The organism is Deinococcus aquiradiocola (assembly GCF_014646915.1).
Lineage (GTDB): Bacteria > Deinococcota > Deinococci > Deinococcales > Deinococcaceae > Deinococcus > Deinococcus aquiradiocola.
Genome location: NZ_BMOE01000005.1, coordinates 204,469 through 230,130 on the forward strand (window position 1 = coordinate 204,469; position 25,662 = coordinate 230,130).

Consider the following 25,662-nt stretch of genomic DNA (forward strand, 5'->3'; position numbering starts at 1 on the left):
AGATGCGCTTCAGCAAGTTCGCTATACTCGGTTCAGCCTTTTACAGTTCACGCCCCGACCCGCATCGCCTGTCGCGTTCCTGCCCCATACTGCTGACCTGCACCACACCGTCCGTCCACCGCCCCACACGCGCCACGGCCCACCCGGCCCGCGCTGACCCCACACCGCCGCCCCGGAGGCCCCCATGCGTACCCTGATCCTCACCGCCCTGCTCGCCACCACCACCGCCCTCGCCGCCACCGCCCAGGACGCCAGCAACACCCTCGACAGGGGCAACTGGCAGGACGCCGCCAGCCTCGGCGCGTCCCTCGACAGCGCCGACGGGTACACCATCGCCGCGAAGGCCACCACGCTCGGCGCCAGCGTCAGCCCCGACTCCGCCAAGGCCGCCCTCCTCAAGAAGGCGCAGAGCTACGCCAACCAGGCCATCAAACTCAACCCCAACAGCGCCAGCGCGTACTTCGAACTCGCGCGCGCCGACGGCCGCCTCGCGCAGTACACCGGCATCCTCGAAAGCCTCGGGCTTGCCGGGGAGATCAAGAAGGCCCTCGTGAAGGCCATCGACCTCGACCCCAAATTCGACGAGGCGTACGTCGCGCTCGGCCTGTGGAACGCCGAACTGGCCGCCAAGGGCGGCGGCGCGTCCTTCATCACCGGCGCGCGCGGCGACCAGGTCATCCCGAACTTCGAGAAGGCCATCGCCATCGCGCCCACCACCATCGCGCACCGCCTGGAGTACGCGAACTCCCTGCTGCTCCTGAACCGCAACAGCAACCGCAGCGCCGCCATCGCGCAGCTGCAGAAGGCCGTCAGCCTCACCCCCGTCACGTACTGGGACAAGCAGGACCTCGCCGCCGCGCAGAAGAAACTCGACGCGCTGCGCTGAACCTCGGTGTGCCGGGGCAGCCTCACCCGCGCGGGGGGGCTGCCCCTCGCCGTTCACGGGGCGCGCCCGCCCCGTCCCCTGCCCTGCAGCGCGGGCATTCACCGGCAGCCGTGAGCGGGGAGGAGGGTCAGGGCAGGGACAGGCAGCGCAGCGCGCCCGGCAGCACCCGAACCGTCAGCTGCCGCTGCGCCCCCGCCAGCTCACCGTCCAGATGCGTCTGCATCGGCCGCTCCCACGAGAGCCGCACCTCACGCCCCCGCGCCTCACGCACGGCCGGATGCGTCAGGTGCGTGCCGCGCAGCACGCGCCCCATCAGCGGCAGCAGCGCCACGCGCGACAGGTTCCCGCCCAGCACCACGTTCAGCTGCCCGTCGCGCGGGTCGGCGCCCGGCGCGATCCGGAAACCGCCCCCGTACCGCTCGCTGTTCATGACGGCCACCAGACACGACGCGCCACGGTACAGCACCTCGCCGTCCACCTCCACCGTGAGCGGCCCGGACTCCAGCTGCCGCAGGCCGCGCAGCGCCGCCCACAGGTAGCGCGGGAAGCCGCCCAGCGGCACGCCCAGCAGCCGTGCGGGCGCGCGGTGCAGCAGGTCCGCCACCTGCGCGTCGTACCCCATGCCCAGGCCGTTCAGGAGCAGCACCGGCGGCCGGTCGTCCAGCCGCACCTCCATCAGATCCAGCCGACCCTCCGGACGCGACAGCCGGTCGAGTGCCGAGTCCAGATCGCCGGGCCTGAGGCCCAGACTGCCCGCCAGATCGTTGCCGCTTCCCAGCGGCACCAGCCCCAGCGCCCGCCCGGACCGCACCAGCTCCGGCAGCAGCAGCGACGCCGTGCCGTCCCCGCCCACCGCGAGCGCCGCCTGCCCCGCCGGACGGGCCGCGAGCGCCGCGCACGCCTCCCGAGCCGACCCGGCATGCAGCAGCTCGAACGCCAGGCCGCGCGCATTCAGGGCCGCCTCCAGACGCGGCCACGTCCGGCCCGCCAGGCCCCGCCCCGCCGCCGGATTCAGCACCACCGCCAGCGGTAACCCCGCCGCGGACGGACCGGTGGAAGGCACGGAAGGGCGAACGTCAGGAGCGTCAGGGGAGCCGGTCACGGTCCCAGCAGCGTAGCGCAGCCGCCGCCCCACGTTCCCGCACTCCGGCCGCTCAGCACCCCGTCACGCCGTCCCGGTACACTGCAGGGGTGCGCCGACCCGTGCTGTGCCTGCTGCTCCTCGCCCCACTGCTCGGCGGGTGCCGCTACACGTTCCTGCCGCTCGTCCCGCCGCCCGCCCAGATCACCCTGCCCACCCGCATCGTGACCGCCACCCTGCGCCGCGAGGGGGACGACCTGATCGTGACCGCCGCGCTCAGCGGACAGTTCCGGGCCGGATACCTGAGCGTCGTGTGGTACCGCGACGACACCGAACAGGGCCGCGACAGCGTGTACCTCGACGTCGCCCAGCGCAGCGCCGAGTTCCGCCTCGCCGCGCCACAGAAAGGCAGCTACCGCGCCCTCCTCAGCCACGACGGCGTGCTGCTCCGGCAGGTGGAACTCCTCGAGAACGGCGACCTGTAAGACGGATTTGATCCGATTTCAGGGATGCTGTGAACAGCAAAGGCATCCCCTGCAGGACGCCTGCCCGCTTCCCTCTCCTCAAAACCGTACGTTTTGGCGCCCTTATCGCTCGGCTGAACTCCAGCAGTTCAGCCGAGCGATAAGACGGATCCCGGGTGGTTCAGGGCCCGCATCAAACACCCGTGGAACGCAGCCGGGCCGGTCAGTGACATCACTGCTGACCGGCCCGGCCGGGGAGCGCCGGGTCAGGCCGTGTGGATGGCCGCGCCGGTCCTGGCCTGCACGTCTTCCAGCGTCACGTCCGGCGCGAGCTCCACCAGCCGGAATCCGTGCGGCGTCACGTCCAGCACGCACAGTTCCGTGATGACGCGGCTCACGACGCCCGCCCCCGTGAGCGGCAGGTCGCAGCGCGCCAGGAGTTTCGGCGTGCCGTCCTTCGCGGCGTGCTCCATCAGCACCACGACGCGCTGCACGCCCGCCACGAGGTCCATCGCGCCGCCCATGCCTTTCACCATCTTGCCGGGAATCATCCAGTTGGCGAGGTCGCCGTTCTCGGCCACCTGCATCGCGCCCAGAATGGCGAGGTTCACGTGCCCGCCGCGGATCATGCCGAAGCTGTCGGCACTGCTGAAGAAGCTCGCGCCCGGCAGGGCCGTCACCGTCTGCTTGCCCGCATTGATGAGGTCGCTGTCCAGTTCGTCCTCGGTCGGGAACGGTCCGATGCCCAGCAGGCCGTTCTCGGACTGCAGCATGACGTCCATTCCGTCCGGGATGTAGTTCGCCACGAGGGTCGGCATGCCGATCCCCAGGTTCACGTACATTCCGTCCTGCAGTTCCTGCGCCGCGCGGGCCGCCATCTGTTCACGTGTCCAGCTCACGCGTCACCTCCGTTGTCCGCCGTGCGGACCGTGCGCTTCTCGATCAGTTTGCGCGGCTCGGGGTCGTGCACGATCCGCTGCACGAAGATGCCGGGCGTGTGCACGTGGTCCGGGTCGAGTTCGCCGACCTCCACGAGGTGCTCCACCTCCGCGACCGTCACGCAGCCCGCCGTGGCGACGAGCGGGTTGAAGTTCCGCGCGGTCTTGCGGTACACGAGGTTCCCGGCCCGGTCGCCCTTCCAGGCCTTCACGAGCGCCACGTCTGCCATGATCCCGCGCTCCAGGATGTACGTCTGCCCGTCGAAGTCGTGGTGTTCCTTGCCCTCGGCGATCAGGGTGCCGACGCCCGTCCGGGTGTAGAAGCCGGGAATGCCCGCCCCGCCAGCCCGGAGGCGCTCGGCCAGCGTGCCCTGCGGCGTGAACTCCAGCTCCAGCTCGCCCGCCAGGTACTGCCGCGCGAACTCGGCGTTCTCACCGACGTACGACGAGATCATCTTGCGGATCTGGCGGGTCTGCAGCAGTTCCCACAGCGCGAACCCGTCCGCGCCCGCGTTGTTGCTCGCCACGGTCAGGTCGCGCACGCCGCTGTCCCGCAGCGCCAGGATCAGGGTTTCGGGCACGCCGCACAGCCCGAAGCCGCCCACGGCGAGGGTCATGCCGTCCCGTACGACGCCGGACAGTGCCGCCTCGGCACTCTCGAACACTTTGTTCATGCCCCACAGCATACCGGGCCGTTCCCGTCCTCACGGCGTGCGTGGCGTTCCCGTGCGGGTACTCCGGTCACGGTCCGGTCAGGAGGCGCTGGGACGGGCGAGCGGCGGCCCGCTCACTGCCGGGCCGCCGCTCGGGCGGAACGGGCCGCTCCACCCGCCTGAACTCCAGAAGTCCAGCTCATTCTGGGATCAGTTGCTGTTCCATACCACCGAGCCGAGCGCGTCGGGCCGCAGCAGGTACAGCAGCTCGTGCGCGGGCCGCTGCAGCACGTGCGACAGGTTCACGAGCGCCTGCAGGCTGGGCGTGTACGGGAGGCCCATCGCGTCGTGACCCTCCAGCAGCGACTCGACCATGAAGCGGCTCAGGTCGGCCTCCTGCGCGAATTCCTCGGGGGTTCGGCACCCCAGCTCCTGCATCCGGGCGTGGATGAGGGGCGCGAGGGGCGCTGCAGTGTGGTGCGTCGCGGTCATGTCTTCATCATGCGCACCGGACTCTGACAGGGGTCTTGCAGAATCGTCAGGTGGTCTTCATGTCTTCACGCAGCCAGCGGGCCGCGTCGAGCGCGTGGTACGTCATGATGGCGTCCGCGCCCGCCCGACGGAACGCGATCATCGTTTCCAGCACGGTGCGGCGCTCGTCCAGCATGCCCGCCTGCACGGCGGCCTTCACCATCGCGTACTCGCCCGAGACGTTGTACGCCACGAGCGGCAGGTCGAAGGCGTCGCGCACCACGCGAATCACGTCCAGGTACGGGAGGCCCGGCTTGACCATCAGGTAGTCCGCGCCCTGCTCCGCGTCGAGCCTCGCCTCGCGCAGCGCCTCACGGTACCCGCCCGCCGGGTCCATCTGGTAGCTGCCCCGGTCCCCGAAGCTCGGCGTGCTGCCCGCCGCGTCCCGGAACGGCCCGTAATATCCGCTCGCGTACTTCACGGCGTAACTCATGACGGGCACGTGCCCGTACCCGGCTTCGTCGAGCGCCGAGCGGATCGCGGCCACCTGCCCGTCCATCATGGCGGACGGCGCGACGATGTCCGCGCCCGCCCGCGCCTGCGACACGGCCGTGCGTGCCAGCAGTTCCAGTGCCGCGTCGTTATCGACCGTGACCTCGCCGCCCACCTCGCACAGCGGCCCGCAGTGCCCGTGGTCGGTGTATTCGCACAGGCAGGTGTCCGCGATGACGGTCATGCCGGGGTGCGCGTCCTTGATGGCCCTCGTCGCCACCTGAATGATGCCGCCCTCGTCGTACGCCTGCGAGCCGTGCGCGTCCTTGTGGCCTGGAATGCCGAACAGCACGAGGCTCTGCACGCCCAGCGCGAGCGCCTCGCCCGCCAGCCGCACGGCGCCCTCCACGCTGTGCCGCGACACACCCGGCATGGTCGCGATGGGCACCTCGTGCGCTTCCTCGTGCACGAACACCGGGTAGATGAACTGCGCGGCGGACAGCGACACCTCGCGCGTCAGGGCGCGCAGGGCGGGCGTGCGGCGGGTGCGGCGCGGACGGTCGGTCAGACCCGCGTCGCGGGCGGGGCGGGCTGGAGGCGTGACGGTCATGGCCTGAGCCTAACCCCGCCGGGCCGGGACAAATGAGGCGCGTTCCGGACTCCGCTCGCGGGTCGGGTGGGTGGCCGTGGGAGCGGCAGGCTGCCGACAGCAGAAGGGCCGGTCATGACGACCGGCCCTTCTGCTGAACGGGAACCCGCAGGTCAGTTCTTGCTGCTCGCCTCGCCGGGCTTGCTGTCCGGCTGGACGGGCGGCGTGGCCTGCGCGGGAGCGCCCGGAGCGACCGCCGCGCCCGCCGCGCTGCCCGTCGCCTGCGAGGGCTTCGGGCTGGGCGCCTGCGTCGCCGTCTCCGGCTCGATGCGTTCCAGCCAGACGCTGCCGACCACGTCGCGCACGTTCGTGCCCGCCGCGTGCAGCGCGTCCGCCGCTTCCGGGCTGAAGCTGCGCACGAACTTCAGGATGCCGTGACGCACCTTCGGGAAGCGCGCCAGCACCACGCCGCCGCCCACCAGCGCGCCCACCGTCACGAGGACGCTCACGCCGGGCCGCGCCTGCGGCTGGCCCTTCACGCGGCGGGACACCTGATCCGCGCTGCGGGCGAGGGCCTTCTCGGCCTTACGGAGTTTCTTGGCGGAGACCTTCTCCAGCCTGCGTCCGCGCACGCTGATCTCGTGCGACAGTTCCTTCTGAACCTTGAGTGCCTGCTTGCGGCCCTCCTTCACTTTCTGGGCCACCATCTTGCCACTCTCCTTGCGGACCTGCACTGCACGGTCCTGAACTTCTTCCTGCACGTCCGCCAGTTTACTCTGCGCGGCCCCGAGCAGGTTCGCGGCCTGACGTCCGCCCGTCTCGCGCAGGTCCGACACGCTGCCCAGCAGGTTCGCGGCGACCTTCCCGCCACGTTCGCCCGCCAGGGCCGCGACCTTGCCGCCCTGCTCGCCTGCCAGCGCCAGCGCGCTGCCGCCCTGCTCGGCCAGCGTTCCCGCGAGGGCGCTGCCCTTCTCGGCCGCCACCTGCGCGAGGCTGCTGCCCCGCTCGGCCGCGACGTGCGCGAGTTCCGTGCCGCGCTCGGCGGCCACCTGGGCCAGTTCCGTGCCCTTCTCGGCCGCGACCTGCGCGAGCTGCTGCGCGCGGGCACTCACGTCCTGCACGCCCGACTGCACCTGACGGCTCGCCTCACGCACCAGCGGACGCACGGTGTCGTCCAGCAGGGCGTGCGCACTGCCGGACGCGCTGTGAACGGCGTCCAGCACCTTCTGGCGGGTGGCGGGGTTGGCGATCACGGCGCTCACGCCGCCGAGCAGCAGCAGGCTGCGCTTGGAAATCCCTCGGGTCTGAATGGTCATGTGGCTCCTTTGGCGATCGCTTCCGGCACGCGCCGGAACGCGACTCAATGCCGCATTCTCATGCAGGGGCTTGAGAAGTGGGTGGGGTTGTCTTTGCACGTTGCTTAGAAAGAAGGTGACCGGGCACGGCCCGCCTTCATGCGGGTCTCGCTGCGGCTCCACGCCCGGGCGGCAGGTGCACCGGACCCCCTTCCACCTCTCCCAGACCGTGCCCGTCCCCACCCGCCTCGCTCGGCTGAACCCCTGGGGGCAGCGCCGTCCGGGATCAGGTGCGGAAGATCACCTGTTCCCGCCCGAAGGACCGCAGCGCCAGCAGCACCAGCGCGACCGTCACGAGCAGGTTCACGCCCGCCGCCAGCAGCGCCATCGGGACGCTCAGCGAGCCTTTCACGACGTCCAGGATCACGACCATCGCGTTCACGAGCGGAATGGCGTACAGGCCCGCGCTGCGCCCGATGAAGTCTGCGAACTGCAGGCCCACCGCCGGAATCACGATCAGCAGCGACACCGGCGTGATGTACGTCTGCGCCTCCCGGAAGCTGCGCGCGAAGATGCTGACCGCGATCAGCAGCGCGCTGAGCAGCAGGGCCGCCGACAGCGCCATCAGCACCAGCACGCCCAGACTGCCCGCGCTGACGTTCAGCTGCCCACCCAGGGTGCTGCTCACGCGCGACACCTGCGACTTCAGGAACAGGGTCGCGACCGGTCCGGACAGCAGCAGGCCCAGCAGGCCGAACGCGGCGGACGTGAGGGCCGTGCACGTCGTGGCGAGCAGCTTCCCGACCACCACCTCGGCCCGCCGGACGGGGGAGACGAGCAGCACCTCCAGCGTCCCGCGTTCCTTCTCGCCCGCCGTGCTGTCGATGGCGGTGGCCGTGCCGCCCGCCAGGATGAACTGCAGCAGGAACATCGGGATGATGAACGCCAGCTGCCCGCTCGCCGCTTCCTGCGGCCTGCTGGCGTCGTGTTCCTGCACCGTGACGGGCGTGAGGTACGTGTCCGGCAGGCCGCGCGCGCGCAGGTCGGCGCGCACGAGGTCGCCGTTGTACGCTTCCAGCGCGGCGCGCAGTTTCGAGATGACGCCCGACTCGGCCTTCAGGTTCCCGAGCCGCGCGTACAGGTCCACCCGCCCGCTCCCGGCGCCCGCCCGGGTCGGCAGCGGCGAGGGGACGCTCAGGACGGCCTGCACCGTGCCGTCCTGCACGGCGCGCACGGCGTCCGTGACGGGCAGCAGCTGCACGCCGCGCTCCCGGCCACGGTCGAGCGTCAGGGTGCGGCGCAGCGCGTCGGGCAGCGTGCCGATCACGCCGACCTTCTGCCGGTCCTCGCCCTGCCCGCTGAACGCGCGGTTCAGGAGCAGCGGGAACCCCACCGTGAACAGCGGAATGAGCAGCAGCGGCATCAGGACGCTGCTCGTGAGGGTACGGCGGTCCCGCACGGTGCTCAGGAGTTCCTTGCGGGCCACCATCCACACGAACGCCCACCGCAGGGGACGCAGGGCCGTCACGCGCTCCTCCCCGCGCGGCTGAGTGCGCGCTCCTGCATCAGCGCGAAGAACGCGCGCTCCAAGCTCGGCTGACCCGTCCGGGCGAGCAGGCCCGGCACGGTGTCGACCGTGAGCAGTTCGCCGCGCTCCAGCACCGCCACCCGGTCGCACACTTCCTCCACCTCGCTCATGACGTGCGTGCTGTACACCACCAGCCGGTTCTCCTGCCGGTACGCCTTCACGAAGTCCAACAGGGCGCGCCGCGCGAGCACGTCCAGCCCGGACGCCGCCTCGTCCAGCACGAGGACCGGCGGGTCGTGGATGACGGCGCGCGCGATCACGATCTTCTGCCGCATGCCGGTGCTGTAGCTCCCGGCGCGCGTGTCGAGCGTGCCGCTCAGGTCGAGGTCCGCGTCGAGCGCCGCGATGCGGGCGTCTGCCTGTGCGCGCGTCATGCCGTACAGGCCCGCGAAGTACCGCAGCGTCTCGCGGCCCGTCAGGCGGTCGTACAGGCCCATGCCGCCGTTCACCACGCCGATCAGTGCGCGCACGCGTTCCGGTTCGCGCGTCACGTCGTGCCCGGCGAGGCGCGCGTGCCCCGCGTCGGGGTGCAGCAGCGTGGCGATCACGCGCAGCAGCGTCGTCTTGCCCGCTCCGTTCGGGCCGAGCAGGCCGAACACCTCGCCCGCGTGCGCTTCGAAACTCACGCCGGACAGTGCCCGGAACGCACCGTACGTCTTGCCGAGGTCCTGCACCTGCAGCGCCGCTTCCGGGCTGGCCGTGCGCCGCGTGGGCGCGTCATGGGGTGTGGTCATCACTGATCCTCCGGGTCCGGAAAGAAGAGGTCCTCGATGGGCCGCGCGAGGAGGCGCGACAGGCGGAAGGCGAGCGGCAGGCTCGGATCGTACTTTCCGGTCTCCAGGGCGTTCACGGTCTGGCGCGACACGTCCAGGCGCTCGGCGAGGTCCGCCTGCGTCCAGCCGAGCGCGCCGCGCAGGTCACGGATGGCGTTGCGCACCTCAGGTCCGCTCCCGGCGCAGCCACAGCCACGTCACCCAGCTGCTCGCCCAGCCGACCAGGAAGATGCCCGACAGCACGCCCAGCAGCGCGGGAGCGGACGGGGCGGCCTGCATCCATGCGGTCCACGCGCCGAGCAGCAGCAGCGCCGTGAGCGTCACGATGCCTGCCACGCCGTACGCGGCGAGGAGCTGCGTGCGGCCGTACTCGTCGAGCACCACGTACTGCCGCCAGCTCATCCACGCGAACAGCGGCGCGAGGAGGAGCGTCACCAGCGCGTACGCCTGCCAGAACGTCACGGCGCGCGTCGCGGTCAGGGCGATCAGGAGGATCAGCAGGCCCACACCGAGCAGCGAGTCGAGCGTCCGGAAGCGGCGCAGCCTGCGGTCGCGGCTGACCTCCCGGCCCCTCACGGGCTTTTCCCGCGTTCGTGCAGGGCCGTCATGCGGCGTCCTTCGCGCGGGGCTCGCGCCACCACTGCACGGCCGCCGTGACGTACAGCAGCGCGGCGAGGGCCGTGGCGAAGGCGGGGAGCGCGTGGGTGAATGGTCCGGCGTGCGGGTGGGCGGCGGCGGGGGCGAGCAGGGTCAGGGTGACGGCGATGAGTGTGGTGGCGACGAGGACGGTGGCGCTCCAGTGCGTCTGGAACGGCTGTGCGGCGATCTGTGGCATGTCAAGCCTCCTTGACATGAGCTTAGGCCTGCCACCTCGTCATGTCAAGCGACCTTGTCACGCCCGGCCGCCGGAACGCCCCACCCCACCCGGACAGCATCGCCCACCCGCGCCCGCCCCCCGCACTATCCTGAACCCGTGCCCGACGCCCCCGCACCCCACGCCAGCGCACCGCAGACGGAAGCGCCGCGCCTCCTCGGCCAGCCGCGCCTCGCCGAGGTGAGCGCCTACCTGCGGCAGAACGAACCCCGCTGGCGCGCCCTCGGCATCACCCGCGTCGAACTGTTCGGCTCCGTCGCCCGCGACGACGCCGCCAACACCTCCGACGTGGACCTCCTCGTCACCTTCGCGCACCCCGCCGGCCTCCTCGACCAGGTGCGCGCCGTGCACCTCTTCGAAGCGCTCCTCGGGCGCCGCACCGACGTCCTCACGCACGGTGCCCTCAAGCCCGGCCTGAAAGCGGCCGTCCAGCGCGACGCCCGCGACATCAGCGCCCCCACCCCCCAGGACACCACAACCCAGGACGCCCCGAGCGACCCCGCCCGCAAACGCAGCCGCTGGCGCGTCCAGGACCTCCTCACCCTGCTCGACCGCCTCCAGACCCTCACCGCCCCCCACACCCTCCAGACATACCTGCACGCCCAGGACACCCAGGACGCCGCCGCCATGAACCTCCTGCGCCTCGGTGAAGGCACCAAGTTCATCCCCCAGGACCTGCAGGACGCCCACCCGGACGTCCCCTGGGACGAACTGCGCAGCGTCCGCAACCTCATCGCGCACGACTACTTCGGCCTCGACCCGCACCTCGTCTGGCACACCCTCACCCGCGACCTGCCCGCCCTGCGCCCCCACCTCCAGGCCCTCCACGACACCCTCCCGGAAGACGCGTGACCCTGCACCTCGCCCAGTTCAACTACGGCGTCCTGCGCGTCCCCGAAACCCACCCGGACGCCCGCGACTTCAGGGACGCCCTCGCGCCCATCAACGCCCTCGCCGCCCGCAGCCCCGGCTTCGTGTGGCAGCTGCCCGACGAGGACTGCGCAGCGTACTTCATGCCCGGCAGCACGCCCCTGATGATGGTCAACCTGAGCGTCTGGGAAGACGTCCGGAGCCTGCGGGACTTCACCCTGCACGGCCCGCACCTCGACTTCCTGAGACGCCGCCGCGAGTGGTTCGTGCGCCAGGACCGACCGCACTTCTGCATGTGGTGGGTGCAGGCCGGATACCGTCCCGGCCCCGACGAGGCCCGCGCCCGCCTGGAACACCTCCGCGTCCACGGCCCCACCCCCGCCGCCTTCACCTTCACGCCGTCCTACCCGCCGGAAGCGGTGGACCTCCCGGCCTCATCCCAGACGTAGGCGTCGGCCTCTATCTCCACGAGGTGCAACGGGTCGATCAGGCCACTCACCTGCACCATGCTGCAGGCAGGCCGCACCTCACCGAACACCTCGCCGTGCGCCCGACCGACCGCCTCCCACTGCGAGATGTCCTTCACGTAGATGCGGGTACGGACCACGTGCCGCAACTCCGCGCCCGCCTGCGCCAGCGCCCCGGCAATGATGCACAGGGCCGCCCGCGCCTGGGCTCCCGCATCACCGGGAAACAGGACCACGCCGTCCCGCGTGGCGGTGGTGCCCGCCACATGCACGTGCGGCCCCACCCTCACGGCCCGCGAGTACCCCACCACAGGTTCCCAGGGCGAAGTACCGGCGAAGTTGGTCCTGGCGTTCTGCTGGGTCATGGCTCAGCATAAGGTGTGACCACAGCCCCACCCACAGGAACGCCGGACGCACCCGCCACCCTCACCGGCCCACTCACCGGCCCACTCACCGGCATCGTCGAGTGGCGACAGGGCGAAACCCGGCGCCACATCTGGCGGGACGGCCACCTCGTCCCGTACCGCACCGAACCGCTCCCCACCCCGGTCAACTACGGCTGCCTGCCCGGCACCCTCAACCCCGCCGACCACGCCGAAATCGACGCCGTATGGCTCGGCCCGCCCCTCCCCACCGGCCAGCACGTCACCGCGCCCCCCACCGGCCTGCTCCACCTGCAGGACGGCGACCACAAGGTCGTCTTCGGCCCCCTGCACGCCGCGCAGACCCTCCTCGACTGGTTCCCGCCCGAACGCGGCGCCCGCCTCCTGCCCGCCAGCGACGCCTGGGCGTGGCTGCACGCCCTCGGCGTGACCCCGGACCCACCAGCCCCTTCCTAAAGATCTCCTAAAGCCTGCCGGACAGCGCAGTGTGCGCCGACCCTGCCGGGGGGAGGCCGGTGTTGTTAGATTGGCCGCATGGAATACAGGAATCTCGGCAGGAGCGGTCTGAAGGTCAGCGAAGTGTCCCTGGGCGGCTGGGTGACGTTCGGGCAGAGCGTGAACGATCAGCAGATGGTGCGCGACATCGTCCTGAAGGCTTACGAGCAGGGCGTGAACTTCTTCGACCAGGCGGACATCTACGCCAAGGGCAAGAGCGAGCAGATGATGGGCGAGGTGCTGGGCGAACTGCCGCGCCACACGCTCGTGATCTCCAGCAAGGTGTACTGGCCGATGAGCGACGACGTGAACGACCGTGGACTGAGCCGCAAGCACGTCCTGGAGAGCATCGACAAGACCCTGAAGCGCCTGGGTACCGATTACCTCGACATCTATTTCGCGCACCGGTACGACGAGACCGTGCCGATGGAGGAGATCGTGATGGCGTTCGATCAGGTGGTGCGTTCCGGGCGTGCCATGTACTGGGGGACGAGCATGTGGCCCGCGGCGCGCATCGCGCAGGCGGTGGAGTTCGCGCGCGCGCACGGCCTGCACGCGCCCGTGACGGAGCAGCCGGAGTACAGCATGCTGCGCCGTGACCGGGTGGAGAAGGAGATCCTGCCGTACACCGAGCCCGCAGGGGTGGGTCTGGTGGTGTGGAGTCCGCTCGCGATGGGGCTCCTGACCGGCAAGTACGATGCGGGCACGAGCGAGGGTTCGCGCCTGAGCGAGAACGAGAGCTGGGGCAAGAACTTCCTGACGGAGGACAACATCCGCCGCGTGCGTGACCTGAAGCCCGTCGCGGATGAGCTGGGCATCACGCGCGCGCAGCTGGCCCTCGCGTGGATCCTGCGTCAGCCGGGCGTGAGCAGCGTCATCACCGGGGCGACCAAGGTGGGGCAGATCGAGGACACCGTGAAGGCGGCGGGCGTGAAGCTGAGCGCCGATCAGATCAGCCGTATCGACGAGATCCTGAAGTAAGACCCGTTCCGGTGGACGCCTCTCCGGAGGGGAATCCACCACGCAAGGCGGAGAGGGAAGAACCGGGTTCCGGGGCGTCCGGCACGGACCGGACGGCGTCCGGGGAACGCGGCGGCCGGGAGCGGCCACGGGGCGGGGCGGCGGTCAGCGGGGAGGGTGCGCTGGTGGCCGCCTCGCCCTGCACGAATGGCCCGGCAGGCATGAGGAGGCGCATGACACACAGCACGCAGGGGCCCGCCATTCTGACGGCGGGGTTACGGAAGGTGTACCGGGGGCACGCGGTGGTGCAGGGCCTGGACCTGCAGGTCGGGCCGGGCGAGGTGTTCGGGTTCCTGGGACCGAACGGGGCGGGGAAATCCACGACCGTCAAGATGCTGCTGGGGCTGGTGCTGCCCACGTCAGGACGCGTGGAGGTGCTGGGCGGGTCGCCGCAGGACCCGGAGGTGCGCCGCCGCCTGGGGTTCCTGCCGGAACAGTTCCGTTTTCAGACGTGGATGACCGCACAGGAATTTCTGCACTTTCACGGTCGGCTGGCGGGCCTGAAGGCCGACGAGTTGCGCGCCCGCATTCCGAAGGTGCTGGAGCAGGTGGGCCTGGGCGGCCGGGGCGGGGAGACGCTGAACGGGTACTCGAAGGGGATGCTGCAGCGCGCCGGGCTGGCACAGGCGATCCTGGCGCACCCGAACCTGGTGTTCCTGGACGAGCCGACCTCGGCCCTCGACCCGATCGGGCGGGTGGAGGTCCGGGAGATCATCTCGGGCCTGCGTTCGGAGGGCGTCGCGGTGTTCCTGAACTCGCACCTGCTGAGCGAGGTGGAGCAGGTGTGCGACCACGTCGCGTTCGTGAAGGCGGGCGAGGTGCTGCGGCAGGGGAGCCTGACCGGCCTGCTGGGCGGCGCGGTGCCGGTCGAGGTGCGCGTGGACCGCGTCACGCCGGACCTCCTCACGCGCCTGGGCGCGCTGGGGACGGTGGAGGCCCTGCCGGACGCGCACGGGCAGGCGGGCGTGCAGGTGACGCTCACGCGGGACGCGGACGTGCCGCTCATCGCGCAGGCGGTCTCCGCGCTCGGCCTGAACCTGTACGCGCTCACGCCGCACCGCCCGGACCTGGAGGGCCTGTTCCTGGAACTGATCGACACGCACGGCGAGGCCGCGCCCGGAGTGAACGCATGAGGAACGTCCTGCTGATCGCCGAACTCAGTCTGCGCGAGGCGCTCCGCAAGCGCCTGGTCCTGATCCTGCTCGTCCTCACGGCCCTGTTCGTGGGCTTCTACCTGTACGGCATTCTGCGCCTGCAGCACGCGCTGGACGACCGGGCCATCAGTGCCGGGCTCGACGTGCGGCCCGAGGGGGGACGCCGTGGCCTGACGGGCGCGTCCGTCGCGTTCTCCGCGATCTTCGGGATGTACCTCGTGTACTTCCTGGGCTCGCTGATGAGCGTGCTGAGCACCGTGGGCGCCGTGAGCGGCGACATCGAGTCGGGCGTCATGCAGAGCGTCGTGTCGCGGCCCGTCAGCCGGGGGCAGCTCGTGGTGGGCCGCTGGCTGGGCTTCAGCATCGTGAACGTGGCGTACGTGGCGCTCCTGTCGGCCGCGCTGCTGGTCGGCGTGCGCGTCATCACGGGCTTCACGTCGCCGCAGCCGTTCGCGGCGGTGGCGCTGGTGCTGGTGGCGGTGCTGCTGCTCACGTCGCTGACGGTGCTGGGCAGCACGGTGTTCAGCACGCTCTCGAACGGCATCGGGGTGTTCGTGCTGTACGGCCTGGGCTTCACGGGCGGCATCCTGAGCACCATCGGGCAGTTCGCGGCCACGCCGGTCCTCGTGACGCTCGGCAACCTCGCGAACACCCTCATGCCGTCCAACGCGCTGTGGCTCGGCGCGAGCTACCACCTGCAGCCGGACTACGTGCTGCGCCTGAACGAACTGGCGCGCGGCGCGAACCCGTTCATCAGCACCACGCCCATCTCGGCGGGCACGGTCGTGTGGGCGCTCGCGTACGCGCTGCTGGCCCTGGTGCTGGCCGTGCTGGCCTTCCGCAGGCGCGACCTGTAACGGCAACGGCGCAGGCGGGAACGGCAGGGCGGGCGTGACGAAGGTGTCACGCCCGCCCCTGTGTGCAGGTCCGGCGGATCAGTTCTGCGGTTCGCCCTCCACGTCTCCCGTGTCGTCGTGCGCGCGGCGGCGCTTCAGGACCAGCAGCAGCACGATCAGTGCGGCGGCCACGAGCAGGTACGGCAGCACCTGCGCCTGCATGTGCTCGAAGCTCTGCAGGATCTCCGGCCCGAAGCGCCACAGCAGCGTCTGCCACACGCCCACGTGCAGGACCGCGCCCAGCAGGCTGAACAGCAGGTACGCGCGCCACGGGTACGCGGACGCGCCCGCGTACAGCGTGACCGGCGTGCGCAGCGAACCCACCGTGCGGCTCACGATCACGGCGAGTCCCCCCCAGCGGCGCATGATGCCGGCCGTGCGGCGACTGCGGGCGACGCGCTGCCACCTCGCCGGGAGGCGCCGCAGGGCGGACGCGGCGAGCCGGTACCCGGCGAGACTGCCGAACCAGTTCCCGGCCACGCCCCACAGGATGGCCTCCAGCAGCGTCGTCTGGTGCGCGTGGATGCTCTCCGCGAGGGCCAGCATGGGCAGCACGCCGGGAATGCCGGGAATGCCCATGCCCTCCAGGAACATCATCAGGAACGTGGTCAGGTGCAGCCAGATCGGGCTGAGGCTGTCCAGCCAGGCAGTCATATCGCCCCATTGTGATGGACGAACGGCAGAGAGGCAAAGGCAGATGCGTCCCGCACCCCCGGAGCGGGCCGCCTGTCTCCTGTACCGCTCCTTAACCTGCCGGGTGCACCCTGAACCCATGAAGACGGGCGCGGGACGGGCAGGACACACGGCGTGGGGGCGGGCAGGGGGGGGCAGGGCGTGCCCGGTGGGGGGAAGGGGTGGTGTGCGCTGCGGTGGCGCGGCACAATGAACGCCATGCGCCTGCTCATCGTGGAGGACGACCCGCACATCGCCGACCTGCTGCTGGAGGGACTCGGTGAGGACGGGTACGCCTGCGACGTCGCGACGAGCGCCGCGCAGGGCACGTCCCTCGCGCGGCTCTTCCCGTACGCGCTGATCCTGCTGGACGTGATGCTGCCCGAAGGGCACGACGCGGGCTTCGTGATGGGCCGCGAACTGCGCGCCGAGGGCGTGCAGACGCCGATCCTGTACCTCACGGCGCGCAGCAACGTCGAGGAGCGCGTGACGGGCCTCGACGCGGGCGGCGACGATTACCTCGGGAAGCCCTTCGCGCTGCGGGAACTGCGGGCGCGCGTGCGTGCCCTGCTGCGCCGCAGCAGCGGCCTGTCCCGCAACGTGCTGCAACTCCCGCTCGGCTGGCAGATCGACCTCGCGGGCCGCACCGTGTCGCGGCCCCCCACCTGGGACGACGTGACCGCCGCGCCCACCCCGGAGAGCGTGCCGGTGCAGGCCGCACAGGCGGAACTGACGCGCCGCGAGTTCGCGCTGCTGGAACTGCTGGCCCTGCACCCGGGGCGGGCGTTCTCGCGGCAGGACATCATCGAGCGCCTGTGGTCCGGCGAGAGCGGCGTGGAACCGAAAGTCATCGACGTGTACGTGAGCACCGTGCGCCGCAAGACGGCCGAGGAACTCATCGACACGGTGCGCGGCCTCGGGTACCGGCTCGGCAAGATGGCGCATGAGTGGTAGGACGCCCGCCCCGTCCCGTGCCGCGCCGCTGGTCGCCCCGCCCGTCCGTGCCTGGAACCGGCTCAGCCTGCGCCTGAAACTCACGCTCGGGTACGCCCTGATCTTCTCGGTCAGCGTGCTGCTCGGCGCGCTGTGCGTGTACGTCCTGGCGCGCGGCTCGCTCACCAGCACCCTCGACACCACCCTGGAGGAGACGGCGGCCCTGGCGCGCGGCAACCTGCTGGGCAGCGGCATGGGGCTGCGCTTCACGGACGCGCTGCAGCCGCCGCCCGAACTGAGTATCGAACTCATCAGCCCGGACGGCCGCATCCTCGACGTGGCCGGGCAACCCGTCAGCACCGCCACCGCCCTCATGACGACGCCCGCGCGGCTCGGCACGTACACGTACCGGGACCGGCGCGTCCTGACGGTCGCCCTGCCGGACCAGCCGTTCCTGCTGCAGGTGTCCCGCGCGAGCGACACCCTCACGGCCCTCCTCGAGACGCTGGCGCGCGTCCTGCTGGCCGGGTCCGGCCTCATGATCGGCCTGGCGTGCCTCGCCGGGTACTACCTCGCGGACCGCGCCCTGAAACCCGTGGACGCCGTCGCCCGCACCGCCGACACCATCACCCGCAGCGGCAGTTACCGGGGCCGCGTGCCGCCCGCGCCCGGCTCGGACGAGATGGCGCGCCTGACCGGCACCGTGAACGGCATGCTCGACCACCTGGAGGCCACCATCGAGCGCGAGAAGTCCTTCGCGCGCACCGCAGCGCACGAACTCCGCACGCCGCTCACCGCGCTGCAGGGCCGACTGGAGCTCGCGCTGGAACGCCCGCGCGAGGCGGCCGACTACCGCCGCAGCCTGGAGATCATGCAGGGCCGCGTGGACGAACTGCTGTCCCTCGCGCAGGGCCTCCTGGCACTCGCAGAGACGGACCGGCCCGCCGCGCTGGAACTCATGAACCTCAGCACGCAGGCGGCCGAGGTGACGGGCGAACTGCACGACCTGTCGCAACGCCTCGGCAAGACCCTCGACTGGCGGCAGGCGACGCCGGAACCGCTCGCGCCGTGGGTGTGGGCCGAACCGCTCGGCGTGCGTCAGGTGCTGCGCAACCTGCTGGAGAACGCCCTGAAGTACGGCGGGAACCGCGTGGAGGTGCAGGTCACGCCGCACGCCTTCACCGTCTGGGACAGCGGGCACGGCCCGCAGCCGCAGGAATGGGCGCGGCTCGCGCGGCCCTTCGAGCGCGGCGCGGGCCTGCAGGGCGTCAGCGGCAGCGGCCTGGGCCTGCCGCTCGTGATGGCACTCGCCCAGCGCTGGGACGCGCGCGTCGAACCGCTCTGGGAGGAGGGCGGTTTCGGCGTGCGCCTCAGCTGGGACGCGCGCGACCCCGGCAACCTGAACTGAGCCGGTGTTGAGCTGAACACCAGGAGTTCAGCTCGGTCCGGGATCAGGTGTGCGCTTCGCGGACGCGGACGCTCTGCGCGGCGAGGTCCACGCCCGCGAGCTGCACGCGCAGTTCGGTGCCGAGCGGGGCGGGCGTGGTGAGCGTCACGTCGAGCGCCAGTTCCGGCAGCAGCAGCGTCGCCTGCGCCTGCCGCCGTTCCACGACGACCGCGCGGTACACGCGTTCCGGGTCGCGGGTCATGGCGACGAGGGTCCAGTGGCGGCGCGCCTCGCGTTCGGCGCTGCGTACGGTGGCGGACGCCATCTGCGATTCCGCGACGCGCGCGGCGATGTCCTTGCCGTTCAGGGCGTCTCGTTCCAGCACGGCGGCGCGCAGCTGCTGGTGCACCACGAGGTCCAGGTAGCGGCGCATGGGGCTGGTCGCCTGCGCGTACGCGTCGAGGCCCATGCCGCTGTGCGGCCCGAGCGCGGGCTGGAAGCGGGTGCGGGACAGCGTCTTGCGGCGCGCCCACTGGGCGGGCATGCTGTCGCCGGGCGGGGAGGAGCGGTGCGGTGGGTCCTGCGTGGCGAAGGGCAGCGCCAGTTCGAGGTCGTCCGCGAAGATCGCGGCGGCCCACCCGGCGAGCGTCATGCACTCCTGCACGATGAAGCGCGATTCGGACTTCTCGAGCGGCGCGATGCGGATGTCGCCCTGCTCGCTCACCTTGACCTGCACTTCCGGCAGGTCGATGCTCATCGCGCCTTCCGCTTCGCGCAGGGTGCGGCTGGCGCCCGCGAGGGTGTGCAGGCCCTGCAGCAGTTCGTCGCCCGCGTCGAGCTGCGCCTGCGCCTGCGCGTACGTGACGCGCGTGACGTGCAGGCGCGTGAGGTGCACGTCGACACTCTCGGCCTGCCCGTCCGGGTCGAAGTCGATGGCGATGCTGAGGGCGGGACTCTCGGCGTGGAGGCCCAGGCCGACCTGTTCCACGAGCGCGTCGGGCATCATGCCGATGGTGTGGGTGGGCAGGTACAGGGTCGAGCCGCGCCTGCGCGCTTCGAGGTCGAGGTCGCTGCCGGGCGTGACGAGGGCCGCGACGTCCGCGACGTGCACCCACAGGCGGCGCGTGCCGTCCGGCAGGGTCTCCAGGCTCAGGGCGTCGTCGGGGTCCCGGTTGCCCTCGTCGTCGATGGCGAGGGCCGTGAGGTGCGTCAGGTCGAGCCGGTCCTCGTGCGGCAGGGCGGGGACGGGCAGGGTGGGCGTGGCGAGGTCCACGCCGAGCCGTTCGGGGAAGGGGACGCGGGTGTCGTCCCAGAGGTTCAGGCGCAGCAGGAGGGCGTGCGCGGCCTGGGGCGTCTCGGGCTGACCGAGGTCGCGCATGGTGCGGGATTTGTCCTGTCGTCCCCGGGCCAGCAGTTCCACTTCGGTGCGCTGGGCGGGCGTGAGTTCGGGCTGTGACGTCATGCCGTTCAGGATAGAGCGTGCGGCCCACCGGGTCAGCGCGAGAGGATTGGAAAGTGTAACTTTCTATTCCCTGGAAATCAGGTGCGTATGGACGCCTGCAGCTGGCGGTTTAGGCCCTGGATACCGCCCGATTCTGCCCCTGTCATTCCTGAATAGAAACTCAAACTTGACATTCTATGATTTTTGGGTTTAGATAGGACCCAGGAGGCAGGACCATGACCACACCCGAACGCCCGGAGAAGGAACCCTTCGAGCTGCACGTGCAGCGCCTCGTCACCGAAGGCAAACTCACGCCCGAGGAAGCCGCCGAACTGCTCGCCCCGGCCCACCCCGAACCGCGATCCGTCAGCGCCGCGCAGCCCGGCACGCAGGGCGTCCAGCTCGCCAAGGCAGCGCCCGCCCCTTCCGGCGACACCCCGCCGGACCTGCGTCTCGACGTGGCCGGGTACGCCCTGCAGGTCCTGCACGACGCGTCCCTGACCGAACCGCGCCTCACCGCCACCCACGACGGCATCCTCAGCCTGCGCGCCACGCCGGACGGCTGGACCGTCGATCAGCGCAGCGGCACCCGCCTCCTCGGCCTGAAGGCCGTCCTCAGCCTGCCCTTCGCGCCCCGTCACGCCCGCGCCGAGGTGAGCGGCGGCAGCCTCAGCCTCCCCACCCTCAGCGGCACGGCCCGCCTGGAAGTCAGCGGCGGCAACGCCACGCTCGGCGGCGCGACCGAACTGCGCGCCGAGGTGAGCGGCGGCAACCTGACGTCCGGCGCCGTCACGGGCAGCGCCACCCTCGAAGTGAACGGCGGAAACCTCAGCGTGACCGGCACCACCGCCCTGCACGGCGAAGTCAACGGCGGGAACCTCCGCTGGGGCGGCCTTCTCACGGACGGCCATCACCGCCTCGAAGTGAACGGCGGGCAGGCCACCCTGACCCTCGACCCGGGCAGCGACCTGACCTTCGACGCCGACGTGACGCTGGGGAACGTCACCAGCAGCTTCCCCGTCCAGAAGACCGGCGGCATGATGCACGCCCACTACCACGGCACGCTCGGCAACGGCCGCGCCGTCCTGAGCTGCCAGGTCAACGCGGGCCAGGTCCGGCTGGTGACGACATGAGAGAGCAGATCAAACGCATCCTGGGCCTCGTCGTGGCGGGCAGGCTCACGCCCGCCGACGCGTCCGCCCTGCTCGCCGCCCTGCACCCCGGCCTCGCCCTGAGCGACGGAGCTGCCGAGCACCTGTTCGGCCTGCTCAGCAGCGAGGACTTCGGACCGGACCGCGTCACGAACATGCTGATGGTCCGCGTCGCCGAGCACGGCGCGCCGCCCCCGCCCCCGCCGCCCCGCCCGGGCGCCACCTTCCGCATCGGCGGGGAAAGCTACCCGCTCGACGATCTCGGCGAGACGATCGGCGCCCGCGTCGAGGAAGCCCTTGGCGGCCTGCTGGGCCGCAAGGCCCGCGCCCCGCAGCCCGGCACCATCCTGCGCATCGAGACCGAGGACGAGAACGGCGGCAGCTTCAACGCGAACCTCCCCCTCAGCCTCGCCATGCACGCCGAGCGCCTCATCCCGCCGCACGCCCTGGGGGCCCTGGAACGCAGCGGCCTGAGCATCGACGCCCTGAAACTGCTGCTGCAGGCGAACCCGCCCACCGGACCACTCCTCGAAGCCGAGGACGAACACGGCAACCGCGTCCAGCTCAGCATCCGCTGACCGCACCCCACCCGCACGCACCCTGCACGGCAGGGAAGAGGAGGACCCACATGAACGCGAACACCGCACCGTACTGGCAGGACGTCATGGACCGCATCGAGACCGCGCGCACCGACAGCGCCACCCGCCACCTGCTGCACGCCGCGCCGCGCCGCACCGTGTGGGCCTCCCTCCTCCCCCCGCTGCGCCGCCTGGAAGGCTGGCTGGAACGCCACGCCGGCACCCCCGCCCCCGCCGCCCCCTCGGCCCCCGCCCGCGCATGACCCCCGCCCCCTCGGCCCCCACCCTCCCTTCGTCGGCCCCTGCCCCGCCTGCGCCCACCGGGACGCGGCCCGCAGGCCCTCCTCCTGCCCCCGGCAGCGCTGAGCGTCCCGGAGCCCGGACCGTCATCCGGCTCCCCTGAGCGCCCAGGCCACTACCATGAACCCCATGGCCCCCAACCCGCCCCTCCCGCTCCCCCTGCCTTTCCCCGGCGTGCAGGAAGCGCCGCTCGTCACCGAACTGCTCTTCCCGGACGCGGGCATCACCGTCAAGGGCGAGTTCACGCTCAACGAGTTCGCCACGCTCACGCCCGACAACCTCGACTTCCTGCGCCTGTACATCAAGGTGCGCGGCAACCTCAAGGAAGTCGAACGGATCCTGGGCCTGAGTTACCCCACCGTCCGCGCCCGCTTCGACACGCTGCTTCGCTCCATCGGTTACGAACCCGAAGCGGCCGACCCCAGAGACGAGACGCTGCGCCTGCTGGAACGCGGCGAGATCACGCCCGAGGAAGCCACCCGCCGCCTGCGCGGCAAGTAAGCGGACGACACGGCGTCCGGTCAACCGGCCCACCATACCGGGCGTGCAGCGGATGCCGTCAGGAGAACAAGATTCTTCTGGCGGCATCTGCCGTGGTATTCTTTCTGTTCTGAACGTTCAGGCGCAGGCCAACCCACCCCCACCCGAGGAGCACCCCGTGAAGAACCGACCCGCCGCCCTGGCCTTCATCCTGGTGACCCTCCTGATCGACGTGATGGGCCTGGGCCTCATCATTCCCGTCTTCCCCAACCTGCTCAAACAGCTGTCCGGGTCCGAGGTGGCCGGAGCGCAGATGCTCGGCATCTTCACCGCCATCTACGCCGTCATGCAGTTCATCTTCGCGCCCATCCTCGGGGCGCTCAGCGACCGGTACGGCCGCCGCCCCGTCCTGCTGCTCAGCCTGCTCGGCGTGGGCCTCGACTACCTGTTCATGTACTTCGCGCCCAACCTCGGCTGGCTGCTGCTGGGGCGCATCATCGCGGGCATCACCGGCGCCAGCATCACGGTCGCCAACGCCTACGTGGCCGACGTGACTGCCCCCGAAGACCGCGCCCGCAACTTCGGGCTGCTCGGCGCGACCTTCGGCGTGGGCTTCATCCTCGGGCCTGCGCTGGGTGGCCTGCTCGGCAACATCGACCTGCGCCTCCCGTTCGCCTTCGCCGCCGGACTGTCGCTGCTCAACGCCGCGTACGGGTACTTCGTGCTGCCCGAATCCGTCACCGACGAGCTGCGCGGGCGCAAACTGGGCCGTGAGGTCTTCAACCCGCTCGCCCCGCTGCGCGACCTGGGACGCTACCCGCTGGTCCGCAACCTCGCCGGGAGCTTCGTGCTGATCGGGCTGGCGCAGCAGGTCATCTTCAGCACCTGGGTCCTCTTCACCGAACGCACCCTCGGCTGGTCCCCCGCCCAGAACGGCATTGCGCTGGCCGTGGTGGGCGTGCTGTCCGCCATCACGCAGGCGGGACTGGTCGGACCGGCCATGCGCGTGCTCGGCGAACGCGGCGCGATCTTCACCGGTCTGCTGCTCGGCACCGTGCAGTACGTCCTGCTCGGCGCGGCCCGCAGCGGCCCCGTGCTGTACGGCTCCATTGTCTTCGGCAGCCTGGCGGGCATTTCCGGCCCGGCCATCCAGGGCCTCATCAGCCGCACCGTCGACGACCGCGAACAGGGCCGCATCCAGGGCGCCCTCACCAGCCTGAACAGCCTGGTCGGCATCTTCGGACCACTGGCCGCCACCTGGGTCTTCGCGTACTTCAACGGCGGCTCCAGCCTGGACGTGCCGGGCGCGGCCTTCTACATGGCCGCCCTGTTCTCCCTGGCCGGAGCCGTGCTGGCGGGCGTGGTGCTGCGCCGCATGCCGAAATCCATGCGGACGGGCGTGAACGAGGCCGAACAGTCCCCCTGACCGGGCACGCCGGAGCCCCTTGACCCAGGTCATGGCCCGGAACGCGTGACGGCCTCAGGCTGAAGGCATGAGCCACGTCATCACGTCACGCTGCGCCGGAGTCAGGGACCGCGCCTGCTTGGAAGTCTGCCCCTGCGAATGCATCTACGATGCGGGCGAGCAGTTCGTCATCCACCCCGACGACTGCATCGACTGCGGCGCCTGCGTGGCCGCCTGCCCGGTGGACGCGATCTACGCGGACGTGGACCTGCCCGAAGCGGATCTGCCCGCCCTGGCGTTCAACCGCGCGTTCTTCGGACTGTAGGGGGCGTGCCAGAATAATCCATGCCCGAACGTGCCGCGCAGCTGCTCCGCCTGAGCGCCGCATTCCAGGTCGCGCGCGAGTCGGACGTGCGGGAACTGGCCGCCCTGGCCCGCCCCCGCACCCTGCCCAGAGGCGCGCTGGTGTTCCGCCAGGGCGAACCCGCCTCCAGCCTGTACGTGGTCGAGACGGGACTGCTCCGGGTGTCGCGCCTGAACGCCAGCGGCCGGGAACTGACCCTCATGCTGGGCGGCCCGAGACAACTGGTGGCGGGCGTGAGCGCCTTCGTGCAGGATGCGACGTACAGTGCCAGCTGCACCGCCCTGGAAGACAGTCAGGTGCTGGTGCTGGACGCGGCGGCCGTCCGGCAGCTCACCTGCCGTTCTCCCGCCCTGGCTGAGGCGGTGCTGACGTACTTCGCGCGCAGGCATGCCGACCTGCTCACCCGCATGGAAGACCTGCTGTTCAGCGACCTGAACGCGAGGCTGGCCGCACACCTGCTCGACCAGACGCCCTGCAGCGACGGGTACGCGCTGCCCACCAACTCCGAACTGGCGGCCCTGCTGGGCACCGTGCCGGAACTCGTGAGCCGCAAACTGGGCGAATTCTACCGGCAGCGACACATCACGCTCCACCGGCGCTCCGTCCGGATTCTGGACGAAGCGGCCCTGCAGCGACTGGCAGGCCGGTAGGATGCCGGGCCGACACGCACCGCACCTGCCCCAGCAGTGCGGCCCGGCCATCCCTATGATGCGGGCATGAACGTCGCCCTGCCCGCTTCGCCGCTCTCGGCCCTGCCCGTCCTGGCCCGCCTGTACGGGTGCCGCGAGGAGGATCTCGCCGGGACGGCCGCTCAGCTGACGGCCGCCTTGACGGTCCGGGACGCGGCGGGGCTGGAGGTGGGCGCGCTCGGGCTGCGTCCCTCGCCCGCGCACGGGTCGGAAGTGCTGGGCGGCGCCCTCCCCGGTGATGGGCAGCGGGACGCGGCCCTGGCCCTTCTGCGGGCCGCGCTGACCGTCCAGCCGCAGCTGTACGCCTACGCCGAGCCTCACCTGCTGCCCGTCACCGCGCTGGAAGCGGCGGGCCTGCGTTCCGTCGGCGCCTACACCCGCATGACCGGCCTGCTGCCCACCGTTCCTCCCGTTGTCCCTGCCGGGTTCCGGGCTGTACCGCTCCAGCAGGTCGCCAGCCTGCACGACCGTATGGCGGCCCAGCGCAGTTACGCGGACCGGATCGGGCACACCCTCGTCCCGCCGGAATTCGTGCAGCCCGGCGCGGGCGGCTGCGACGAAACGCTCAGCCGACTCGCTTACGACGAGGCCGGGATCGCCGTCGGCATCTGCCGCGTCTGGCGGGACGGGGGAGAGGTGTCGTGTACCACGCCCGGCATTCACCCGGCGGCACGCGGCAGCGGGCTCCGGCAGGCGCTGCTGCTGTCCGTCTGTCAGGCGGCCCTGGCCGCCGGAGCGGTCACCCTGCGGCTGGACGCCTGGGGAGACACGCCGCAGGAACGCGCGGCAGACGAGGCCCTCGGCCTGACCACCGAGGAATGCACACCCATCTACGCGGCCACCGGGAAGTAAACCACGCCCGGATCAACAGAA

At 71.3% G+C, this 25,662-nt stretch carries 32 protein-coding genes; 18 read left to right on the top strand and 14 right to left on the bottom strand.

Annotated features, from left to right (window positions below; all coding sequences use genetic code 11):
* Positions 1-184 precede the first annotated feature (184 nt).
* Positions 185-886, top strand: coding sequence for a tetratricopeptide repeat protein (locus tag IEY33_RS09635; RefSeq protein WP_188962811.1), 702 nt, complete (start codon positions 185-187; stop codon positions 884-886).
* Positions 887-1,013: 127 nt separating this feature from the next.
* On the opposite strand, the gene IEY33_RS09640 is transcribed toward IEY33_RS09635, so the two are convergent.
* Positions 1,014-1,907 (bottom strand): diacylglycerol/lipid kinase family protein, encoded by an 894-nt coding sequence (locus IEY33_RS09640; protein ID WP_229670908.1) that lies wholly within the window; start codon positions 1,905-1,907, stop codon positions 1,014-1,016.
* Positions 1,908-2,077: 170 nt separating this feature from the next.
* Between IEY33_RS09640 and IEY33_RS09645 the strand changes: the two genes are divergently transcribed.
* Complete coding sequence (locus IEY33_RS09645) at positions 2,078-2,452, top strand: hypothetical protein (protein WP_188962816.1); 375 nt, start codon at positions 2,078-2,080, stop codon at positions 2,450-2,452.
* Positions 2,453-2,697: 245 nt separating this feature from the next.
* Here IEY33_RS09645 and IEY33_RS09650 read toward each other — a convergent pair whose 3' ends face one another.
* The 10 genes from IEY33_RS09650 to IEY33_RS09695 all read right to left on the bottom strand — a co-directional run bounded on the left by IEY33_RS09650 (position 2,698) and on the right by IEY33_RS09695 (position 10,065).
* A complete protein-coding gene (locus IEY33_RS09650; RefSeq protein ID WP_188962818.1) occupies positions 2,698-3,330 on the bottom strand; it encodes a CoA transferase subunit B in 633 nt (210 codons plus the stop codon).
* Positions 3,327-4,043 (bottom strand): CoA transferase subunit A, encoded by a 717-nt coding sequence (locus tag IEY33_RS09655; protein ID WP_188962820.1) that lies wholly within the window; start codon positions 4,041-4,043, stop codon positions 3,327-3,329. The genes IEY33_RS09650 and IEY33_RS09655 overlap by 4 nt, the downstream gene beginning before the upstream one ends.
* 189 nt (positions 4,044-4,232) lie before the next feature.
* Positions 4,233-4,514, bottom strand: coding sequence for a hypothetical protein (locus tag IEY33_RS09660; RefSeq protein ID WP_188962822.1), 282 nt, complete (start codon positions 4,512-4,514; stop codon positions 4,233-4,235).
* Between the two features lie 46 nt (positions 4,515-4,560).
* Complete coding sequence (gene hemB, locus IEY33_RS09665; protein ID WP_188962825.1) at positions 4,561-5,595, bottom strand: porphobilinogen synthase; 1,035 nt, start codon at positions 5,593-5,595, stop codon at positions 4,561-4,563.
* Between the two features lie 152 nt (positions 5,596-5,747).
* A complete protein-coding gene (locus IEY33_RS09670; RefSeq protein WP_188962827.1) occupies positions 5,748-6,890 on the bottom strand; it encodes a hypothetical protein in 1,143 nt (380 codons plus the stop codon).
* A gap of 265 nt (positions 6,891-7,155) precedes the next feature.
* Positions 7,156-8,397 carry an ABC transporter permease gene (locus IEY33_RS09675; RefSeq protein WP_306415611.1) on the bottom strand — a complete coding sequence of 414 codons (1,242 nt, stop codon included), beginning with the start codon at positions 8,395-8,397 and terminating at the stop codon, positions 7,156-7,158.
* Positions 8,394-9,191, bottom strand: a complete 798-nt coding sequence (locus IEY33_RS09680; protein ID WP_188962829.1) for an ABC transporter ATP-binding protein — start codon at positions 9,189-9,191, stop codon at positions 8,394-8,396. The genes IEY33_RS09675 and IEY33_RS09680 overlap by 4 nt, the downstream gene beginning before the upstream one ends.
* Positions 9,191-9,394 (bottom strand): helix-turn-helix transcriptional regulator, encoded by a 204-nt coding sequence (locus IEY33_RS09685; protein ID WP_188962832.1) that lies wholly within the window; start codon positions 9,392-9,394, stop codon positions 9,191-9,193. The genes IEY33_RS09680 and IEY33_RS09685 overlap by 1 nt, the downstream gene beginning before the upstream one ends.
* Position 9,395: 1 nt before the next feature.
* Complete coding sequence (locus tag IEY33_RS09690) at positions 9,396-9,806, bottom strand: hypothetical protein (protein ID WP_188962835.1); 411 nt, start codon at positions 9,804-9,806, stop codon at positions 9,396-9,398.
* A 28-nt stretch (positions 9,807-9,834) separates the two neighbouring features.
* Complete coding sequence (locus tag IEY33_RS09695) at positions 9,835-10,065, bottom strand: hypothetical protein (RefSeq protein WP_188962838.1); 231 nt, start codon at positions 10,063-10,065, stop codon at positions 9,835-9,837.
* A gap of 138 nt (positions 10,066-10,203) precedes the next feature.
* Between IEY33_RS09695 and IEY33_RS19470 the strand changes: the two genes are divergently transcribed.
* Both IEY33_RS19470 and IEY33_RS09705 read left to right on the top strand, forming a co-directional pair.
* A complete protein-coding gene (locus IEY33_RS19470; RefSeq protein WP_268238824.1) occupies positions 10,204-10,956 on the top strand; it encodes a HepT-like ribonuclease domain-containing protein in 753 nt (250 codons plus the stop codon).
* On the top strand, positions 10,953-11,423 hold the full coding sequence (locus IEY33_RS09705; RefSeq protein ID WP_188962840.1) for a DUF3291 domain-containing protein: 471 nt from the start codon (positions 10,953-10,955) through the stop codon (positions 11,421-11,423). Before IEY33_RS19470 ends, IEY33_RS09705 begins: the two co-directional genes overlap by 4 nt.
* Here IEY33_RS09705 and IEY33_RS09710 read toward each other — a convergent pair.
* The gene (locus tag IEY33_RS09710; protein ID WP_188962842.1) at positions 11,378-11,806 is read right to left on the bottom strand and encodes a RidA family protein; all 429 of its coding nucleotides are present in this window, start codon (positions 11,804-11,806) and stop codon (positions 11,378-11,380) included. The two genes, IEY33_RS09705 and IEY33_RS09710, sit on opposite strands and share 46 nt — an antisense overlap.
* Positions 11,807-11,821: 15 nt before the next feature.
* Here IEY33_RS09710 and IEY33_RS09715 point away from each other — a divergent pair, with 15 nt between their 5' ends.
* The 4 genes from IEY33_RS09715 (at position 11,822) to IEY33_RS09730 (ending at position 15,350) form a co-directional block, all read left to right on the top strand.
* A complete protein-coding gene (locus tag IEY33_RS09715) occupies positions 11,822-12,280 on the top strand; it encodes an inorganic diphosphatase (protein WP_188962844.1) in 459 nt (152 codons plus the stop codon).
* Between the two features lie 78 nt (positions 12,281-12,358).
* Complete coding sequence (locus tag IEY33_RS09720) at positions 12,359-13,300, top strand: aldo/keto reductase family protein (RefSeq protein WP_188962847.1); 942 nt, start codon at positions 12,359-12,361, stop codon at positions 13,298-13,300.
* A gap of 212 nt (positions 13,301-13,512) precedes the next feature.
* Positions 13,513-14,472 carry an ABC transporter ATP-binding protein gene (locus tag IEY33_RS09725; protein WP_188962850.1) on the top strand — a complete coding sequence of 320 codons (960 nt, stop codon included), beginning with the start codon at positions 13,513-13,515 and terminating at the stop codon, positions 14,470-14,472.
* Positions 14,469-15,350, top strand: coding sequence for an ABC transporter permease (locus IEY33_RS09730; protein ID WP_188962852.1), 882 nt, complete (start codon positions 14,469-14,471; stop codon positions 15,348-15,350). Before IEY33_RS09725 ends, IEY33_RS09730 begins: the two co-directional genes overlap by 4 nt.
* A 78-nt stretch (positions 15,351-15,428) precedes the next feature.
* On the opposite strand, the gene IEY33_RS09735 is transcribed toward IEY33_RS09730, so the two are convergent.
* On the bottom strand, positions 15,429-16,043 hold the full coding sequence (locus IEY33_RS09735) for a DedA family protein (RefSeq protein ID WP_188962855.1): 615 nt from the start codon (positions 16,041-16,043) through the stop codon (positions 15,429-15,431).
* A gap of 237 nt (positions 16,044-16,280) precedes the next feature.
* On the opposite strand from IEY33_RS09735, the gene IEY33_RS09740 reads away from it, so the two are divergent.
* Together IEY33_RS09740 and IEY33_RS09745 are read left to right on the top strand one after the other, a co-directional pair.
* Positions 16,281-17,015, top strand: coding sequence for a response regulator transcription factor (locus tag IEY33_RS09740; protein ID WP_188962857.1), 735 nt, complete (start codon positions 16,281-16,283; stop codon positions 17,013-17,015).
* Positions 17,005-18,402, top strand: a complete 1,398-nt coding sequence (locus IEY33_RS09745) for a sensor histidine kinase (protein ID WP_188962860.1) — start codon at positions 17,005-17,007, stop codon at positions 18,400-18,402. The genes IEY33_RS09740 and IEY33_RS09745 overlap by 11 nt, the downstream gene beginning before the upstream one ends.
* 43 nt (positions 18,403-18,445) lie before the next feature.
* On the opposite strand, the gene IEY33_RS09750 is transcribed toward IEY33_RS09745, so the two are convergent.
* Positions 18,446-19,843 carry an RNB domain-containing ribonuclease gene (locus IEY33_RS09750; protein ID WP_188962861.1) on the bottom strand — a complete coding sequence of 466 codons (1,398 nt, stop codon included), beginning with the start codon at positions 19,841-19,843 and terminating at the stop codon, positions 18,446-18,448.
* A 215-nt stretch (positions 19,844-20,058) separates the two neighbouring features.
* On the opposite strand from IEY33_RS09750, the gene IEY33_RS09755 reads away from it, so the two are divergent.
* The 8 genes from IEY33_RS09755 (at position 20,059) to IEY33_RS09790 (ending at position 25,641) form a co-directional block, all read left to right on the top strand.
* Entirely contained in the window at positions 20,059-20,955 is an 897-nt protein-coding gene (locus tag IEY33_RS09755; RefSeq protein WP_188962862.1) for a DUF4097 family beta strand repeat-containing protein, read from the top strand.
* Positions 20,952-21,551: a hypothetical protein gene (locus IEY33_RS09760; RefSeq protein WP_188962863.1), complete on the top strand. Its 600-nt coding sequence runs from the start codon at positions 20,952-20,954 to the stop codon at positions 21,549-21,551. The genes IEY33_RS09755 and IEY33_RS09760 overlap by 4 nt, the downstream gene beginning before the upstream one ends.
* A gap of 50 nt (positions 21,552-21,601) precedes the next feature.
* A complete protein-coding gene (locus tag IEY33_RS09765; RefSeq protein ID WP_188962864.1) occupies positions 21,602-21,814 on the top strand; it encodes a hypothetical protein in 213 nt (70 codons plus the stop codon).
* A 166-nt stretch (positions 21,815-21,980) separates the two neighbouring features.
* Positions 21,981-22,352, top strand: coding sequence for a DUF2089 domain-containing protein (locus tag IEY33_RS09770; protein ID WP_229670909.1), 372 nt, complete (start codon positions 21,981-21,983; stop codon positions 22,350-22,352).
* Between the two features lie 52 nt (positions 22,353-22,404).
* Positions 22,405-23,757 (top strand): TCR/Tet family MFS transporter, encoded by a 1,353-nt coding sequence (locus tag IEY33_RS09775; RefSeq protein WP_188962978.1) that lies wholly within the window; start codon positions 22,405-22,407, stop codon positions 23,755-23,757.
* 67 nt (positions 23,758-23,824) lie between these two features.
* Positions 23,825-24,061, top strand: coding sequence for a ferredoxin family protein (locus tag IEY33_RS09780; RefSeq protein ID WP_188962868.1), 237 nt, complete (start codon positions 23,825-23,827; stop codon positions 24,059-24,061).
* 20 nt (positions 24,062-24,081) lie between these two features.
* Positions 24,082-24,750 carry a Crp/Fnr family transcriptional regulator gene (locus IEY33_RS09785; RefSeq protein ID WP_188962870.1) on the top strand — a complete coding sequence of 223 codons (669 nt, stop codon included), beginning with the start codon at positions 24,082-24,084 and terminating at the stop codon, positions 24,748-24,750.
* Between the two features lie 66 nt (positions 24,751-24,816).
* Positions 24,817-25,641, top strand: a complete 825-nt coding sequence (locus IEY33_RS09790) for a GNAT family N-acetyltransferase (RefSeq protein ID WP_188962873.1) — start codon at positions 24,817-24,819, stop codon at positions 25,639-25,641.
* Positions 25,642-25,662 lie beyond the last annotated feature (21 nt).

Excerpts from the sequence above, each read along its gene's own strand:
- IEY33_RS09680 (WP_188962829.1), bottom strand. The coding sequence starts at position 9,191 with ATGACCACACCCCATGACGCGCCCACGCGGCGCACGGCCAGCCCGGAA.
- IEY33_RS09755 (WP_188962862.1), top strand. The coding sequence starts at position 20,059 with ATGACCACACCCGAACGCCCGGAGAAGGAACCCTTCGAGCTGCACGTG.
- IEY33_RS09660 (WP_188962822.1), bottom strand. The coding sequence starts at position 4,514 with ATGACCGCGACGCACCACACTGCAGCGCCCCTCGCGCCCCTCATCCAC.
- IEY33_RS09670 (WP_188962827.1), bottom strand. The coding sequence starts at position 6,890 with ATGACCATTCAGACCCGAGGGATTTCCAAGCGCAGCCTGCTGCTGCTC.
- IEY33_RS09735 (WP_188962855.1), bottom strand. The coding sequence starts at position 16,043 with ATGACTGCCTGGCTGGACAGCCTCAGCCCGATCTGGCTGCACCTGACC.
- IEY33_RS09780 (WP_188962868.1), top strand. The coding sequence starts at position 23,825 with ATGAGCCACGTCATCACGTCACGCTGCGCCGGAGTCAGGGACCGCGCC.
- IEY33_RS09785 (WP_188962870.1), top strand. The coding sequence starts at position 24,082 with ATGCCCGAACGTGCCGCGCAGCTGCTCCGCCTGAGCGCCGCATTCCAG.
- IEY33_RS09760 (WP_188962863.1), top strand. The coding sequence starts at position 20,952 with ATGAGAGAGCAGATCAAACGCATCCTGGGCCTCGTCGTGGCGGGCAGG.
- IEY33_RS09695 (WP_188962838.1), bottom strand. The coding sequence starts at position 10,065 with ATGCCACAGATCGCCGCACAGCCGTTCCAGACGCACTGGAGCGCCACC.
- IEY33_RS09740 (WP_188962857.1), top strand. The coding sequence starts at position 16,281 with ATGCGCCTGCTCATCGTGGAGGACGACCCGCACATCGCCGACCTGCTG.
- IEY33_RS09775 (WP_188962978.1), top strand. The coding sequence starts at position 22,405 with ATGCCGTCAGGAGAACAAGATTCTTCTGGCGGCATCTGCCGTGGTATT.
- IEY33_RS09770 (WP_229670909.1), top strand. The coding sequence starts at position 21,981 with ATGGCCCCCAACCCGCCCCTCCCGCTCCCCCTGCCTTTCCCCGGCGTG.
- IEY33_RS09720 (WP_188962847.1), top strand. The coding sequence starts at position 12,359 with ATGGAATACAGGAATCTCGGCAGGAGCGGTCTGAAGGTCAGCGAAGTG.
- IEY33_RS09765 (WP_188962864.1), top strand. The coding sequence starts at position 21,602 with ATGAACGCGAACACCGCACCGTACTGGCAGGACGTCATGGACCGCATC.
- IEY33_RS09730 (WP_188962852.1), top strand. The coding sequence starts at position 14,469 with ATGAGGAACGTCCTGCTGATCGCCGAACTCAGTCTGCGCGAGGCGCTC.
- IEY33_RS09710 (WP_188962842.1), bottom strand. The coding sequence starts at position 11,806 with ATGACCCAGCAGAACGCCAGGACCAACTTCGCCGGTACTTCGCCCTGG.
- hemB (WP_188962825.1), bottom strand. The coding sequence starts at position 5,595 with ATGACCGTCACGCCTCCAGCCCGCCCCGCCCGCGACGCGGGTCTGACC.
- IEY33_RS09750 (WP_188962861.1), bottom strand. The coding sequence starts at position 19,843 with ATGACGTCACAGCCCGAACTCACGCCCGCCCAGCGCACCGAAGTGGAA.
- IEY33_RS09635 (WP_188962811.1), top strand. The coding sequence starts at position 185 with ATGCGTACCCTGATCCTCACCGCCCTGCTCGCCACCACCACCGCCCTC.
- IEY33_RS09655 (WP_188962820.1), bottom strand. The coding sequence starts at position 4,043 with ATGAACAAAGTGTTCGAGAGTGCCGAGGCGGCACTGTCCGGCGTCGTA.
- IEY33_RS09725 (WP_188962850.1), top strand. The coding sequence starts at position 13,513 with ATGACACACAGCACGCAGGGGCCCGCCATTCTGACGGCGGGGTTACGG.
- IEY33_RS09745 (WP_188962860.1), top strand. The coding sequence starts at position 17,005 with ATGAGTGGTAGGACGCCCGCCCCGTCCCGTGCCGCGCCGCTGGTCGCC.
- IEY33_RS09790 (WP_188962873.1), top strand. The coding sequence starts at position 24,817 with ATGAACGTCGCCCTGCCCGCTTCGCCGCTCTCGGCCCTGCCCGTCCTG.